The sequence below is a fragment of the Sphingobacterium chungjuense genome, from assembly GCF_011316935.1.
Lineage (GTDB): Bacteria > Bacteroidota > Bacteroidia > Sphingobacteriales > Sphingobacteriaceae > Sphingobacterium > Sphingobacterium chungjuense.
Genome location: NZ_WLYS01000004.1, coordinates 171373 through 188365, shown reverse-complemented (window position 1 = coordinate 188365; position 16993 = coordinate 171373). Strand labels below are relative to the sequence as shown.

Sequence of the window (16993 nt, the reverse complement as noted above, 5' to 3'; positions counted from 1 at the left end):
ACGATTTGAAGAAAAAAAATATTGCCATTCTAGGCTCAACGGGAAGTATTGGTACACAAGCTTTGGAAGTTGTGGATGCGTTCCCAGATCAATTTATAGTCAGTGTACTGACGGGTGGTCGTAATATCGATTTGTTAATAGCGCAGGCTATTCGATATAAACCTAAGTATGTGGTTGTCGCGCATGATGATGCGGTGCAACAAGTAAAAGGAAATCTTGCTGGACTAAACATCACCGTTCTTTCGGGGCAGGCGGGATTGGTCGAAGTGGTACAAGATCCGGAGATCGATTTAGTGCTGAATGCCATTGTAGGATCGGCGGGTCTGGAGCCTACTTGCAAAGCGATTTGCAGCGGAAAAGATATCGCCCTAGCAAACAAAGAAACGTTAGTAGTAGCGGGCGAACTCGTGATGGGATTAGTGAAAGAGCATGGCGTGCGTATGTTGCCGGTAGATTCAGAGCATTCTGCGATCTATCAGTGTTTGGTGGGGGAAGCGGAGAACCCAATAGAAAAGATTTATTTGACGGCATCAGGAGGTCCATTTCGCGGGAAAGATCGTGCTTTCTTAGAAACGGTTACGAAAGAGCAAGCGCTAAAACATCCCAACTGGAGCATGGGAGCGAAGATCACCATTGATTCCGCTTCGCTGATGAATAAGGGACTGGAGGTGATCGAAGCGAAATGGTTATTTGATCTAACAGCAGATCAAATTGATGTGGTCGTGCATCCCCAATCCATCATCCACTCGATGGTACAGTTTCAAGATGGATCTATCAAAGCACAGCTCGGACTGCCCGATATGAAATTGCCTATTCAATATGCGATGACCTATCCGGCTCGCTTAGGTAACAATTTTGAGCGATTTGACTTTGCAAAGTATGGATGTTTGGATTTTCATAAGCCGGATATGGAAACGTTTCGTAACTTGCAACTGGCATTTACCGCGATGGAAAATGGCGGTAATCAGCCCTGTGTATTAAATGCAGCAAATGAGGTCGTGGTTGAAGCATTTTTACAAGATCGAATCTCATTTTTGGGAATGAGTGACGTGATCGAGAAAACGCTGTCTAAAATCGGTAATCGAGCACCTACTACCTTGGAAGATTACATTTTGAGTGATCAAGAAGCCAGACGGGTAGCACATACCTTTTTAGATTAAATTACGTTATTAATGGTGATGTGGCTCGACAGGCCAGTTACAATATGATTTTAAATTTTCAATGGGAGTATTAGTAATGATTGGGCAGGTCCTCCTGGGACTGTCTTTGTTAATTGTATTGCACGAGTTAGGACATTTTCTTGCAGCACGTGCCTTTGGTATCAAAGTAGAAAAGTTCTACTTATTTTTTGATGCTTGGGGCGTTAAGCTATTTAAATTTAATTACAAAGGCTGTGAATACGGTATCGGCTGGCTTCCATTGGGTGGGTATGTCAAGATTTCGGGAATGGTCGATGAATCCATGGATACTGAGCAATTAAAGCAAGATCCACAACCTTGGGAATTCCGCTCTAAACCGGCTTGGCAACGTCTGATTGTGATGTTAGGTGGTATCATCGTGAATGTAATTGTCGGTGTATTTGTTTTTTGGATGTTGACCTTTCATTACGGTGTGACCGATATTGATAACACGAAGTTAGTAGATGGTGTTGTTCCTGGAATTGTGGGGAGAGCTGTTGGAATTGAAGCCGGAGATCGTATTTTGAAAGTAAATGGACAAGTGCCGCAACATTTCGCTCAAGATCTTTTGAATACAGATGTGCTTTTTGGGGGTGCGACACTTACAGTAGAACGTAATGGCCAATCTATTGATTTGATGATGCCAGCCGATATGGGCAATATGGTAGCCGAACACAAAGCAAATGAATTTATCCAGCCGCGTAGAAGAATTGCACGTATTGATGAAGTCGTTGCAGACCTTCCTGCGGCAAAGATGGGAATTTTGGCCGGCGATAGCATCGTAAGCTTGAATAATAAGCCTGTGCTTTTCCAAGATGAAGTGACCAATACGCTAACAGCTCAGGCGAATAAGCCGGTGCAGGTTGGCGTGATTCGAGATGGTCAATCTGTGGAATTAGCAGGAAAGGTTTCAGCAGAAGGGACTATTGGCGTCTTGTATAGCGTTGCTGGAAGTTCTCTGCCGATTGTACGTTACGATTATGGTTTCTGGGAAGCATTACCGCTAGGTTCGCAAAAAGCCTTTGGTGTAATTACAGATAATATCAAAGGTTTCGGGAAGATTTTTCGTGGCGATTTGAAGGCGGACAAGGCTTTATCCGGTCCGGTTGGTATTGCTACGATGTTTGGTACAGAAGTGGATTGGGCACGTTTCTGGAGTTTAGTCGGACTAATCTCTATGGCATTGGCTTTTATGAATTTGTTGCCAATTCCTGCTTTAGATGGTGGTCACGTGGTATTCTTATTAGTGGAGATGATTCAGGGTAAACCATTAAGCGATGCTTTTCTTGAAAAGGCGCAAATGGTAGGCTTTTTTATATTAGTAGCCTTAATGATCTTCGTCTTTGGGAATGATATCTTTAAGCTGACGCAGTAAAGTCGCAATTCGCCTTAGGCTAAAGGCTGATGCAGTGCGGTATAAAAGTAAACTCCCGATCTTCTTAAGGATCGGGAGTTTTTTTATGTATTAATCTTCCAATAAATCTGGTCGTCGTTCAGTGGTGCGCTGCAGCTGTTGTTCGTGTCGCCAGGCCGTAATCTTGGCTTCATTTCCACTTAAAAGAATATCTGGCACACGATGCCCACGCCATTCAGCAGGTCGCGTGTAAATCGGTGCATCCAACAATCCATCTTGAAATGAATCAGACAAGGCTGACGTTTCGTCTGAAAGCACTCCCGGAAGTAAACGTACGACGGCATCAACTACAATAGCAGCTGGCAGTTCTCCACCGGATAATACATAATCACCAACAGAGATCTCTTGCGTGACATATATATCTCTTATTCGCTGGTCAATGCCTTTATAATGTCCGCACAGAATCATTAAGTTTTTCTTTGCAGAATAGGCATTGGCAATGTCCTGATTCAGCGTTTTGCCATCGGGAGTCATGTAGATAATCTCATCGTATTCGCGTTCCGCCATTAATTTTTCTATACAATTGGCAAAAGGCTCGATCTGCATCACCATCCCCGATCCACCACCATACGGGTAATCATCCACCGACTTCTGTTTGTTGCTCGAGTATTCACGCAAATTATGCACGTGAATCTCCGCCAAACCTTTCTTCTGTGCACGCTGCAGAATAGAATGCGCGAATGGGCTGTCTAATAAATTGGGAAGTACCGTAATAATATCAAATCGCATGTTACAAAGGTAGGTCAAAATTGTGAGTAGCGGGAGATGTGCAGGTAGGTTTTGTTACATCATACGGCATCTGGTGATGAATGTTTAAATTTTTTAGGGGGTGATAGTGTCTTCTGTCTATATTTCTTATGCATCTGGCATATGTTTTTCCTAAGAAGCGCTGTTAGTTATTTGCATGGGTATTATGGAAAGCTTAGATGGCGACAGCAAGTAATTTGCTACTCATTAAAATACTGATGAGCTTTATGTTTTTACACGGTTGTTTGATGTTTTGAAAATTAACTATTTATTCAAATTGTTTAAATATAATTTCTTTTTGTGTTAAATTATTTCTTATAATTGTTTTTTATTAACAATTTTTAACCAAATAATATTTATAATTAATTGCTTATGAAACAAAAGCTACTATTGCTAATGTTGCTTTGCACAGCTGTAATTGCTAGTGCACAGTCACAAACGCATCGTGTTACTGGGAGAGTAAGTGGAGCGAATGATGGTAAGCCTATAAGTGGAGTCACTGTTTCCGTTGTCGGGACGAATATTGTTACACAGACTGATCAGGAAGGGAACTATGTTATCAACGTGTCTGACCGAGGAGTATTGAAGTTTTCTTATTTAGGATTTGCTACTCAGGAGGTAAATTCCAGATCGCGTAGAACAATTGATGTTCAGTTGACCTTAAGTGATAATAGTATTAGTGATATCGTAGTAACTGGATATACGGAAACGAAAAGAGAACGTTTTGCAGGTGCTGCTGTTCAGTTGAATGCTGCGGATGTAACAGAAAATAGGCCTGTAGCTTCGTTTACGCAGCTATTACAAGGTCGAGCTCCTGGGGTTTTAGTTAATTCCGGTACAGGACAGCCCGGTCGAAATGCTTCCATACGCATTCGCGGTGAACAATCAATACAAGGGGCTGGTGCACAGCCTTTGTACATAATTGATGGTGTACCAATTGATGATGCAACATTTCAGACCTTAAATCCTAATGATTTCGAAACATTTGCTATCCTTAAAGATGCCAACTCTACCGCAATGTACGGAGCTCGTGCCGGGGTAGGCGTAGTCGTAATCACTACGAAGAAGGGTCGTGCCGGCGAGACTCTTATAACTGCTCGCGCTCAGACAGGTGTTACTTACGCGCCAAATTTTTCGAGATTAAATATGATGAATACTCGCCAAATTTTAGATTATCAAGAACAAATTGGTCTTATCACAAATACGGCTGTGCTTATGCCTGGTTGGTTTTGGAGTAGACAAAATCCGAGAAACAGTGGCTTACCAGAAAGCACACTACAACGCTACGATTTGATGCTAGATAGTGTGCGGAATATTCAAACCAATTTGCGAGACATACTTTTTAGAAATGGTCTTTCGCAAATGTATGAGGTAAGCGCAAATGGAGGAGAGGAGCGCACACAATTCTTCACATCGGTGAATTATTTCAATCAAGAGGGTGTTGATCGTACTTCTGATTTAGAACGATTTACAGGGCGTATCAATTTAAGCCATAAAACAGGGAAGTTACAATTGCAATGGAATACACAAGGTGGATATTCCGTAATGCGGCAAGCTGTTGGTGATATCTTCGGTAACAGTCCTGTGAATCCATTTCAAATGATCTACCGTGGTATGCCATATGATAACCCCTATAACACAGATGGTAGTCTAAATTCTGGTCCAGGGCATACGCCACTTCAAACAAGGCAAATTGCGAATGTGCTTGAGCGCAACATGAGCACGATGGATCCGCTTAGGCAAATGAAAATAAATACCTCGTTAGTGCTCAATTATGATATTACGGATCATATTAAAATCAGAAATGCGACTGGTCTAGATGTGTCAAGTACTCTACGAGAGACTTATATAGATCCTGGGTCGTATAGTGGTAGTATTCAGGCGTTTCAGAACGGTTTGGCTAGAGAGAATCAGCAAAATTATTCTCAGATAATAAACACATCAAGCATTCATTACCAAAAGGATTTCGACGATGTGCATCATCTAAATGTGGGTGGCTTTTTCGAGGCTATTCGTACGTATTACAAAGGCATGGGTTTTGAATTGTTTAATCTAAATCCTGGAATGCCTTGGACTAGTCAAGGTGCAGGTGATTTACCAACTGCGGGAAATCCCACTATGCCACAGCGTGCCGCCAGCGCTCGCTCTGGGTATGGCATACGATCTTTCTTTGGATTAGCAGAGTATAGTTACTTAGATCGGATATCATTTAATGCCAATATAAGAAGAGATGGAACATCGCGGATCCTAAACTCAGATAATCGTAACATTACCACTTGGTCCATAGGTGGAATATGGAATATACACAATGAATCGTTTATGAAAAGTCAAACCCTTTTCAATAATCTGAATCTTCGTGCATCTTATGGTACTGTTCCAAATATATCAAGCATCCCTGTAAATTATTACACAATACAAGGTGCTACGGTTTTAGCACAAAATCGTGTGCCAAATTACGGTAGTCCTCAAGAAGCATCCTTTGGTACTACTAATTATTCCGGATCCCCCATCCCTGGTTTGGCACCATTGACCCCAGGAAATCCAAATCTTCGGATTGAGCGAATTCAGAAAATTAATATTGGTTTGGACGCAACGGCTTTTAATAATAGAGCCAATATGACCCTTGATATTTATAGGAATCGTACGATAGACTTGTTTGTGCGGCAGCCACTAAGTTCCACTTCGGGCTTCTCAAATTTGGATGTAAATGCTGGCCAAATGTCCAATAAAGGTATAGAAGGAAGTCTAGGTTACGATTTTATACGAAACCAAGATGTTTCCTTCAATATCACAGCGCAGCATTCTATCAATGTTAATCGTATTGATAATCTAGGTTTAGTTGATGAGTACTTCTTGGGTACATTTCTTATTAGAGAAGGTCTGCCTTACGGATCCCATTCTACGATTGACTATCTAGGTGCTCAGCCTTCGGATGGTCGACCAATGTATCGAACATTAGACGGAGGGATAACCACTGATGTTTCACAAGCTCCATCATTTGCAGAATTTGGCACTTTTATTCCTAAACACATGGGCGGAGTAAGTCTATCCCTTCGTTTTAAAGACTTTAGTTTGTCCACGCTTTTTAGCTATCAATTTGATGTAGTTAGAAGCAATAATACACGAAACTGGATTACTGGTGGAACTCCTGGTTTTGCAACCGCAGTTAATCAATCCACAGAGCTAATTGGAAATCAGTGGATGATGCCTGGAGACATTGCGTTTTATCAAAGTCCAGAATATGATCGGCAGTTTACTTCTGCAGACTTACAGAACGCTAAATTCTTGAGATGGCGAGATCTGAATGTGGCATACACCGTACCCGTTACCAAACTTGGCAAAATTAACTCTGTGTTCAAAGGTGCGCGTGTTTATGCTAATTTTCAGAACATAGCCATTTGGAGTCCGTGGAATGGGGTCGATCCAGAAGATAATAATAATATTAGTCTAGTAGAATATCCTAATCCGAGCATGGCGGTATTCGGTATTGATTTAAGGTTTTAAATTAAAGTTTTTGTCATGGATTTAATTAAAAAAGTAACTATTGCTGCCATTTGTACCATTTCCTATTTCTTAATATCCTGTTCTAATCTTTTGGATATAAGAGATACAGATTACATAGGAGGAGAGAATGCACTACGGACAGTCCAAGATACGGAGTCATTATTGATAGCGGCCTATGCTGCACTTCAAGATAGAGCTGTTCCGCTTCCAGTCCCGGAAACGGTAACTGACTATGAAATGAATATTAGATATAATGGTATATTGTCTGATGAATTAAAAACTGCTGAATTTTCATCTCTCAATACAATGCATGAATGGACTTTCGCCTTTGACGATGTAGGATTGAGAGGGAACTTCATGCCTAATGTAACTTACTATAGAGTGATTGATAGAGTGAATAGGGTATTGTTCGCGTTGCCTAATGTCATAGCGGAAGCACAAACTGATGAAGCTAGGCGTCAATTAATACGGGGCGAAGCCTTATTTTTAAGAGCTTTTTCTCATTTTGAATTATTTCGTTGCTTCTGTAGAAATTATGACCCTAACGGTTTGGGAATGCCCTATTTAGATCAGCCTCAATTTAATCCACAGGAGTTGCATGCACGGATAAATATGGGAGAATACTTTGCGGGAATCATTAGTGATTTAGAAGAAGCTAAAGATTTAGTAGCTAATAATTTGAATAACAAAGCTAGGACTAACAGAGTGACCGTTTCTGCATTACAGGCTAGGATAGCACTCTATATGCGTAATTGGGATCAAGCGGTCGTATATTCTACAGAGTATATAAACGCGTTGCCATTAGCAAATAGGGAAAGGTTTATCGATATTTGGACCGATCAAAATACAGATGAAGTTTCTTGGCAACTTACACGAACAACAGCAAATCGAGTTGGAAATTTTTTAAGAAGTATTTCTTCTACCTCTGCTGGCCAGGCTGTTTTAGGTACTTTAACATGGGTGCCTTCAGATAAATTGTGGAATGCTTATGATCCTTTGAATGATATTCGGTTTGAAGCTTATTTTATAGATGAACCATTGCTTAGTAGGGAGAATAGGTATTCAAGAATTTTACGAAAATATAATGGATCTGGCTATGCAACTACCAATGAAAATGTGGCGCATATAAAAGTTTTTAGAACAGCTGAAATGTATCTTATTCGTGCTGAATCATCTGCGGAGTTAGGTGATTTAGCGAATGCATCTGCTGATCTGAACTCTTTGAGAATTGCAAGAATAATCAATTTCAGTCCCGTTTCACTGTCTAGCCGTGAACATGCAATAGATGAAATTCTTTTAGAAAGATTTAAAGAGCTTGCGCTAGAAGGGCATCGTTTTTGGGATTTGAAACGCAGAAGTATGCCTGTAACCCGCTTGGATTCCGATGCGCCACAAACCACATCGCGAATACTTCCGGCAGATAATTTTAGATTTGTGCTACCAATCCCTCGTTGGGAAATGGAAGCTAATATATTAATGGAACAGAATGAAGGTTACGCTAGTAACTAATCTTAGTTGAACTTACAAATAACTAGTTTTTGAGGGTTATTGAAGAGTGGATTTATTACGAGATCGTCTAGCCCTACGGTCTAATAACGCAGTTGCGAATTTTGGGGCAGACCGAAACATACTGCCAATACCTCAGCGAGAGATTGATAATAATGTTGGTTTGCAAGGTCAGCAAAATCCGGGATATTAATTTCTATTGGTGATCATCTATAGGCTATCTCTTATTACAGAAGAGGCCTCTTATTACGCTTATCATATTATTATGATGCTTTTATAATTGTAGGGAGGGGCTATTTTAGTTCCTCCCTGTGGTTTATTCCAATATTTACCTTCCGGCACCTCAATCTTCAAAATCTCCAGTAATTCAAGTAAATTAGAAATTTTCATTTAATCATTTTTGTTCTGTGAATCAGAATCTTAACTTCTTTCTTTCAAGTTTTGTTTTTTTTGGTGTCGGTTATAATTTCGTCAATTCGTTGAATATTGTATAGAATAGTTGTAATTAATGATAATTCGATATTTAATCCCGTGTTTTTCTAAAGAAACCTAAATTTTAAAGGCAACAAGGTATGTTATTTCAAAAATCAATCTGTTATAACACAATTTTATGTGACAGAGTCGTAGATGATAAGTGAAAATGAAAAAAAAGTTAAATGCAGAACAATAAACTCAAGGTTGTTTTATATAATTTAAAAAGAAAATTAAATTCTTTCAGATATTGTTGTGTGTCGTTTTTGAAATAGTTCTGAAACTTTGGCAATAAGTGTTCCAAAATTTAATAATGCAGTGGATTTAACACTTTTTTGCATTATAAATTTTAATGTCTACTATTGGCCAATATTAACTAAACACACACACTTATGAAAAAACAATTACTCAGTTTTTTTGTGCTAAGCTTACTCTTTATAGGGATAGCGCATGCACAAAACCGTACGGTAACAGGTAATGTAACTGCAAGTGCAGAGCGTTCGCCCTTAAGCGGCGTTTCTGTAACAATTGTAGGTACGTCATCAGGTACGCAGACAGATGATTTGGGAAATTATTCTATCTCTGTTCCTGCAAATGCTACATTAAGGTTTTCTTATGTAGGTTTTAATTCTAAAAATGTTGTTGTTGGTACTCAATCAACGATTAATGTTGGATTAGATAACGAGTCTTCTTTAGATGAGGTAGTTGTAGTAGGTTACGGTACACAGTTAAAAAGAAACTTAACAACTTCTATATCTACAGTTGGAGCTGCTGAATTAAAAGATATTCCAGTTCCAAACATTCAACAAGTATTACAAGGTAAAACTGCTGGTGTGATGGTAACATCTGGTGGTGGTCGTCCTGGTGCGCCATTAGCGGTACAAATTCGTGGTCGTTCTTCGATCAACGCCGGTAACAATCCACTTTACGTAATTGATGGAGTAATTATGGCGTCTAACAATGATTTTACGCCTAATGCAGTTGGAGCTGGTATTTCTCCACTTGCTAACTTAAACTCGGAAGATATTGTTTCTGTTGAAGTCTTGAAAGATGCCGCAGCAGCTTCCATCTATGGATCAAGAGGTTCTAATGGTGTTGTTATTATTACAACAAAAGGTGGTAATAAATCGGGTAAATCGCAAATAGCTGCATCTACTTATACTGGATGGCAGTCTCTTACTAAAAAGCGTGATTTATTGAACTCGACAGAATATCGTACATTGTACAATGAAGCTGCTACTAACGCAGGTTTAGCTCCAGTGTTTACACAAGATCAAGTTGCTAACCCAGAAAATAATGTAAACTGGTTAGATGAAATCCTTGCAGACGAATCGAATGTGACTTCTGCTCAGGTTTCAGTAACTTCAGGTGGTAATGAAAATACGCAGTTTTATACGTCTTTCAATTACTTCAATCAAGATGGTATGCTTCAACGCGGTGGTTTTGAGCGTTATGCGGTAAGAGCTAATCTAACACACCGTATCAATGACTTTATCACCTTAGGAAGTAATACAGCACTTACTAGATCTATGAGAGATGAGACACCAGTTGATAACAGTATCTTTTCTCCATTTCCACGTGCTTTAGTTGCTAGACCGGATCAACCAATTTACAACCCAGATGGTACATTTGCAACAAATAGTTACAACAACCCTTTACACATGTTCCAATCACAGAATTTTGTGAATTTGGCCAATGTATTTAACTCTTCTTACTTGCAGTTTGATATCGTATCAGGATTGAAATTTAAAACGGCTGTTGGTATTGATTATAGTTTCCTAGATCAGCGTATTTACAATCCTATTACGTCTTTATCTGGAATGGGAAGTAATGGTTCAGCTGCTTCTGGTACAGCACAAACGCGCAACTTCTTAGCAACTCAAACTTTATCTTACGATAAGTCTTTCTATGACAATCGTCTAGATTTGAATGCGATTGCGGTGTATGAGTACCAAAGAAATCAACGTGAAAACAATCGTGTAGATGGAAATAACTTTCCATCGGATCTGACTCCTTATTTGACATCTGCTGCTGCTATCACTGGTGGTACAGCTAACTTTACAGAGTTTGCTTTAGCATCTGCGTTGGCTCGTATTAACTTAGGTTGGGACGGAAAGTATTTGTTCTCTGCTTCAATTCGTAGAGATGGATCATCTAAGTTTCCTGAGTCAGGTCGTTTCGGTTATTTCCCTTCAGTTTCTGCTGGTTGGGTAATGTCAGAAGAGAATTTCTTAAAAAATGTTGACGCGATTAGCTTACTGAAAGTACGTGCTTCTTATGGTTCTACTGGTAACCAAGAAGGAATTGGAAACTTTGCTTTCAGACGTACAATCGGTGGTGGATTCAACTATTTTGACTTACCAGGTTTTGGTCTTTCAGCAATTGGTAGTCCTAATTTGAAATGGGAAACTACTAATCAAGTAGATATAGGTATTGACTTAGGTTTGTTCAATAACAGATTAGAGATCGCAGCAGATTACTACAATAAAACCACTAAAGATTTATTGTTAAATAGACCTATTCCTTCTACAACAGGATTCTCTACAATCTTAGAGAATATTGGTAACATTAAAGGTTCTGGTTTTGATTTCCAAGTGACTTCACGCAATTTCAGAAATGCTGATTTTACATGGTCTACTTCATTGAATATTTCCACATACCGTAATGAGGTTACTAAATTATTTAATGATCAACCAATTGATCAAGGTTTCGTAGTTCGCCATGCAGTTGGACAGCCTTTAGGTTCATTCTTCTTAATCAAATCTCTAGGTGTAGATCCTGAGACAGGTGATATGATGTATGAAGACTTTGATGGATCAGGTACAATTACGTCAGCAGACAGACAGTTTATGGGTAATCCACTACCAAAATTCCACGGTGGCTTCACGAATAATTTCTCTTACAAAAACTTCGACTTAGATGTGTTTTTCCAATATAGCTATGGAAATGATATCTACAACCTGGGTGCAGAAGGTACTGGTGGTTACGGAAGTATGGGTGCCGTAGTAAGTGGTACTGCTCCAGCAACAAACATGTTCCGTGATTATTATTTGGACAGATGGACTCCTGAAAATATGAATGCAGAACAACCAAGAGCAGTAGGTGGTGTAAGAGGTACATTCAATTCTCAACGTTCTTCAAGATTCTTAGAAGATGGTTCGTATTTACGTCTTAAAACGTTGACATTAGGATATAATCTGCCAAAAAGCTTAATTCAGAACGCGAGATTCACTAACGTGAGAATCTATGCTAGTGCTTATAACTTGTTGACATTCACTAAATACACTGGTTTTGATCCAGAGGTTAGTTCGGAACTTACAGTATCAAATCTAGGTGTTGATCAAGGTTCTATTCCTCAGTTCAGAACATTCATGTTAGGTATCAATTTAGGACTATAAAAGACTTTAATAATGAAATTCAATATATTTAAAACAATATGTGCTGTCGGTATTGTAGCATTCCTGACATCATGTGATAGCAAATTGGAATTACTTCCAAGAGACGCTGTGTCTCCAGAGTTGGTAGGTGGTCCAGAAGGAGAGAAGCTACTAAACGGTATTTATGATGCATTTCAAAATGGTAATTTAGGTTCTGGTTATGCATACCTTAGTTACGTAACGGAAGATTTGTCAGCCGATAACTTGAAATACCGCGCTACGTTTTTCCAACATGGTGAGATTGATAACAATGCGATTTTATTAGAGAATGTTTTAGTATCTCGCTATTTCAATTTCCCTTATGTAGCGATTCAGCGTGCAAACGATTTAATTGAAATTGTAAATAATGCTGCTGGGATTGATGAAGCTAGTAAAACGAAACTTTTAGGTACAGCTTATTTCTTCAGGGCTTATGGATATTATCGCTTAGTTACCATTTTTGGTGCAGTTCCTATCGTTCCTAACAGAGATATTATAGAATTACCACGTAATTCAGTTGATGAAGTATACGCGCAGATAATCAGTGATCTAGAGGCTAGTATTGCAAATCCTGCACCGTTTTCAAATAGTAATTATGTCTCAGTCGAAGCTGCGAAAGCATTATTAGCGCGTGTTTATTTGATCAGAGGTGATAAAGCTTCTGCAAAACGTTATGCGTTAGAAGTCATCAACTCGGGTAAGTTTGCTATTGAGTCAAATTATGCTAGCATGTTTACTACTCCTTTCACTTCTAACGAGCACATCTTCAAAATTGCAAATACAGCGGTAGAGGGAGCAAATGCTTTGGATTTCTTCTTACAACACCCCGACATGCCAGGAGGTGGACGTGCCGAATTACCAGTTGACGAGAGTTTGATCGCGGCTTACGAATCTGGAGACACCCGTAAGGCTGCTTCTGTTACACAGATCGTAGCACCTGCGGCTAATCCAGGATGGTACTCAAAGAAGTATCAAGATCCATCTGGAAATGGCGCGCATCCTTACTATATTTTGCGTTTAGCGGAAATGTACTTAATTGCTGCTGAGGCTGATGTAGAAACTGCTCCGGCAACAGCATTAACAAATGTTAATATTGTGCGTACAAATAGAGGTCTTAACGCATTAACTTCTGTTACTCTTCAAGATATTATCAAAGAGAGACGTGTTGAGTTCGCTTTCGAGAATTTGAGATGGATGGATATGCGTCGTACTGCTTCAGTAGCAAATCCAGCTAAGTCAATGGCTACAGTATTTTTAGAAGCTAAGGGAAGAAGTGTTAATGATGAATTGTACCCAATTCCTCAATCAGCTATTAATACCAATCCATTACTATTGCCTAATAACCCAGGTTATAATTAGCGGTTTGGTTTAAATAGTCTTAATTACTATGAATTTAGAGGAGGGTCGCTTATGTAAATAAGCGACCTTTCTTTATTTTGTCGTAATTCGAGTGGAAGTGATAGTAAAATCTAGTGCTGCATTTGTTTTCGATTGCTTTTAGTTTGGAAATTGTGGTGATATTATGGAAAATGTGCCACGATATTCATTTTTTTTATAATTTATACCTCGTTGTTATGGATTTAACAATTATTTACTATGTTTGCAGCATTTAGTTTCAGCGCCTGCTGTATCTAAGAACTAACAACTACTATTTATTATTAATACACATCTATGCAAAAACAACTACTTAGCATTATTGTGCTTTTCTGCCTATCAATCGGTATGGCGCAAGCACAAAATCGAACGGTATCCGGTCGGATAACGGATCAAGAAGATGGTTCACCTGTAATCGGTGCATCCATTTTAATTGAGGGTACATCTATCGGTACCCAGACAGATCGTGATGGTCGTTACACAATTACATTTGCGCAAGCCTCCAAAAGATTGACGATCTCACATGTAGGTTATCTTTCTCAAACCATTTCTCTAACCAACCAAACAGTTGTAGATGTTAAATTAACCTCTGAAGCGTCCTATTTAGACGAGGTGGTGGTCACAGGATATGGCACACAACGTCGCGGAGATATTGCCGGTGCTATTTCCCGGGTTAATCCGAAAAATATCGAAAACATGCCTGTTCAATCGATTGACCGTGCTTTGCAAGGGCAAGCTTCAGGCGTACAAGTCAATGCTTCTAGCGGTGTACCAGGTGCGGCGGTTCAAATGCGTATTCGTGGTACCGGATCGATCTCTGCCGGTAATGAACCATTGTACATCGTAGATGGAGTACAGATGAATACCGGAACTTCTACCACTTTCGTCAACTCCAATCCATTGGCATTTTTGAATACCAATGACATCGAATCAATTTCCGTATTGAAAGATGGCGCAGCAGCAGCCATTTATGGTGCTCAAGCAGCCAATGGCGTGGTATTGATTACGACTAAAAAGGGTAAGGCTGGGCAAAGTCAGATTAACTTCAACACCTTCTTCGGGTGGACCGAACCGATGCCTTCTGTGAAGATGATGAATTCGCAGCAATTCGCGCAAGCGCGTGGTGAAGCCATTTGGAACAGAAACCCAACTAGAACCGATGAAGCAAATCGCAATGCTTGGTTAGATGCTTTAGGTTTACCTCGTACTACCACGGATGCCGAAATCGCTGCATTACCAACGTATGATTGGCAAGATGCTGCTTTTCGCAATGGTAAAAATCAAAACTACGAATTGTCGTTTTCTGGTGGTAGCGAACGTACGACCGTATTTATGTCTGGATCATATAATAAGCAGGAAGGCGCTGTGATTGGAATTGATTTCAGTCGTGGTACTGCATTGGCCAATATTAGCCACAAAGCTTTGGATTGGTTGACCGTCGATTTTAATGCCAAGTTATCATCTGTGACACAGAATGGTATCACAGGAAGTAACTCTTCGTCCGGAGCCTTTGCAGCACCGCAGTACTCAGCACCAATGATGCTACCATATGTACCGATCTATAACGAAGATGGTAGTTTTAATGCTCCTACGACAAACCTTCCAGGTGATATGGGGCACAATGCTATTTTTACAACATCTGTAAATACCATAAGAAGTAACACTAAGGCTGTAGTTGGTAACACGGCATTTACAGCACAAATCATGGACGGTTTGACGTTCCGCTCATTCTACGGTATTGACTATCGTATGATAGCTTCGCAAAACTATCGAGACCCCCGTACCATTGATGGTTTTGCTAGAAATGGCTTACTGGAGCTTGATAACTATGAAAATATTAACTTCTTAACAAACCAGACATTCAACTACAATAAAACCTTTAACACCGATCACACCATTTCGGCTATTTTGGGTGCAGAGTACAGACAAGATAATCGCGACTATCGTTTTATGTCGGGCGAAGGTTTTCCAACTTTTCAATTCCGTACGATGCAGTCTGCTGCTAATCCAGTAAATGTGTCTGGAAATTACACCGGTTATAAAACTGCTGGTATCTTCGGAAAGGTGAATTACGATTACAAGAAGAAATATTTCATTGGCGGTGTTTTACGCTATGATGGTTCTTCTCGTTTCGGTGCGGATAACCGTTATGGGTGGTTTCCAGGTGTATCTGCTGCCTGGGATATCAATCAAGAAGATTTCTTGAATGATATAAACTGGTTGTCGCAGTTGAAATTAAGAGCCAGTTATGGTCATACCGGTAACTCTAACATCGAAAATTTTGGGTGGAGAGGATTATACCAAGGTTTGGGAGCATATAACGGCCAGCCGGGTATTCGTCCGTCCGGTATTTCGAATCCAGAATTAAGATGGGAGCGTAATATTACTACCAACTTAGGATTGGATCTAGGGTTTTTCGATGGTCGGATAACCGCAGAAGTGGATGTTTTTCGTCGTCTAAGTACGGACTTGTTGCTTGATCGGCCGCTACCATATACGTCGGGTTATGCAGATGTAAGTTCGAATATTGCAGAAGTAGAAAACCGAGGTCTAGAACTTACTTTGAATACGATCAATGTACAGGCAAGAGATTTTCGCTGGACTACTAGCTTTAATGTTACTTTTATGGATAATAAGTTATTGTCATTGTATGATGACCTCGAGGTATTGCCAGGCGAACAGTCAATCCGTGTAGGCTACTCTTTAGGCTCTCAGTTTTACGGGAGATATGCTGGTGTAAATGCAGCGACTGGAAAAGCAATGTGGTATGATGATGCCGGAAACATTACGTATTCACTAAGAAACCCATTGGATTATACTGTATTAGGAAACAGCTTAAGTGATAGCTATGGAGGTTTTGCGAATACATTCAATTACAAAGGAGTAGAATTATCTGCTTTTTTCCAGTATGATTTTGGGCGTATGTTGTACAATAGTCAAAATGCTTTTTGGTATCGTAACGGGGCAACTTCAAGAAACGGATTAGTGGACGTATTTGAAAGACGCTGGCAACAGCCCGGTGATATTACATCTGTACCAAGACCGATTGATGGTGGTGCAGAAGTGGGTATGGCTAGTGGATATGGTACGAGTAGCCGTTTCCTAGAAGATGCATCTTACATCCGCTTAAAAAATGTTAGCCTTTCGTATACGTTGCCTACTGAATTGGCTTCTCGTATTCGCGCTAGACAATTGCGCGTGTATGCACAAGGTACGAATCTCCTGACTTGGACAAAATGGACTGGTTACGATCCTGAGTTTGGATCTACAGGAAGTAATTCTGAGCGAGGTACTACTGTGCAAGGATCTACACAAGGTGCTATCCCTCCGTTGAAGAGTTTTATAATCGGTCTACAATTGGGCTTTTAATTGAAAACAAAATT

At 39.9% G+C, this 16993-nt stretch carries 8 protein-coding genes; 7 read left to right on the top strand and 1 reads right to left on the bottom strand.

Annotated elements, in window-relative coordinates; all coding sequences use genetic code 11:
- Positions 1–5 precede the first annotated feature (5 nt).
- Entirely contained in the window at positions 6–1160 is a 1155-nt protein-coding gene (locus GKO22_RS11460) for a 1-deoxy-D-xylulose-5-phosphate reductoisomerase (protein ID WP_166335166.1), read from the top strand.
- Between the two features lie 61 nt (positions 1161–1221).
- Complete coding sequence (rseP, locus tag GKO22_RS11455; protein WP_166335164.1) at positions 1222–2553, top strand: RIP metalloprotease RseP; 1332 nt, start codon at positions 1222–1224, stop codon at positions 2551–2553.
- A gap of 90 nt (positions 2554–2643) precedes the next feature.
- Here rseP and trmD read toward each other — a convergent pair whose 3' ends face one another.
- Entirely contained in the window at positions 2644–3321 is a 678-nt protein-coding gene (trmD, locus tag GKO22_RS11450; protein WP_166335162.1) for a tRNA (guanosine(37)-N1)-methyltransferase TrmD, read from the bottom strand.
- A 390-nt stretch (positions 3322–3711) separates the two neighbouring features.
- Here trmD and GKO22_RS11445 point away from each other — a divergent pair, with 390 nt between their 5' ends.
- From GKO22_RS11445 to GKO22_RS11425, 5 genes are all read left to right on the top strand, one after another.
- Positions 3712–6843 (top strand): SusC/RagA family TonB-linked outer membrane protein, encoded by a 3132-nt coding sequence (locus tag GKO22_RS11445; protein ID WP_166335160.1) that lies wholly within the window; start codon positions 3712–3714, stop codon positions 6841–6843.
- Between the two features lie 15 nt (positions 6844–6858).
- A complete protein-coding gene (locus tag GKO22_RS11440) occupies positions 6859–8352 on the top strand; it encodes a RagB/SusD family nutrient uptake outer membrane protein (protein WP_166335158.1) in 1494 nt (497 codons plus the stop codon).
- Between the two features lie 860 nt (positions 8353–9212).
- Positions 9213–12218: a SusC/RagA family TonB-linked outer membrane protein gene (locus GKO22_RS11435; RefSeq protein ID WP_166335157.1), complete on the top strand. Its 3006-nt coding sequence runs from the start codon at positions 9213–9215 to the stop codon at positions 12216–12218.
- 12 nt (positions 12219–12230) lie between these two features.
- Positions 12231–13595: a RagB/SusD family nutrient uptake outer membrane protein gene (locus tag GKO22_RS11430; RefSeq protein WP_166335155.1), complete on the top strand. Its 1365-nt coding sequence runs from the start codon at positions 12231–12233 to the stop codon at positions 13593–13595.
- Between the two features lie 312 nt (positions 13596–13907).
- Positions 13908–16979, top strand: coding sequence for a SusC/RagA family TonB-linked outer membrane protein (locus GKO22_RS11425; protein ID WP_166335153.1), 3072 nt, complete (start codon positions 13908–13910; stop codon positions 16977–16979).
- Positions 16980–16993 lie beyond the last annotated feature (14 nt).

Bases quoted from the DNA above. Each gene is read 5' to 3' on its own strand.
- rseP (WP_166335164.1), top strand. From the start codon at position 1,222: ATGGGAGTATTAGTAATGATTGGGCAGGTCCTCCTGGGACTGTCTTTG.
- GKO22_RS11445 (WP_166335160.1), top strand. From the start codon at position 3,712: ATGAAACAAAAGCTACTATTGCTAATGTTGCTTTGCACAGCTGTAATT.
- GKO22_RS11440 (WP_166335158.1), top strand. From the start codon at position 6,859: ATGGATTTAATTAAAAAAGTAACTATTGCTGCCATTTGTACCATTTCC.
- trmD (WP_166335162.1), bottom strand. From the start codon at position 3,321: ATGCGATTTGATATTATTACGGTACTTCCCAATTTATTAGACAGCCCA.
- GKO22_RS11435 (WP_166335157.1), top strand. From the start codon at position 9,213: ATGAAAAAACAATTACTCAGTTTTTTTGTGCTAAGCTTACTCTTTATA.
- GKO22_RS11430 (WP_166335155.1), top strand. From the start codon at position 12,231: ATGAAATTCAATATATTTAAAACAATATGTGCTGTCGGTATTGTAGCA.
- GKO22_RS11425 (WP_166335153.1), top strand. From the start codon at position 13,908: ATGCAAAAACAACTACTTAGCATTATTGTGCTTTTCTGCCTATCAATC.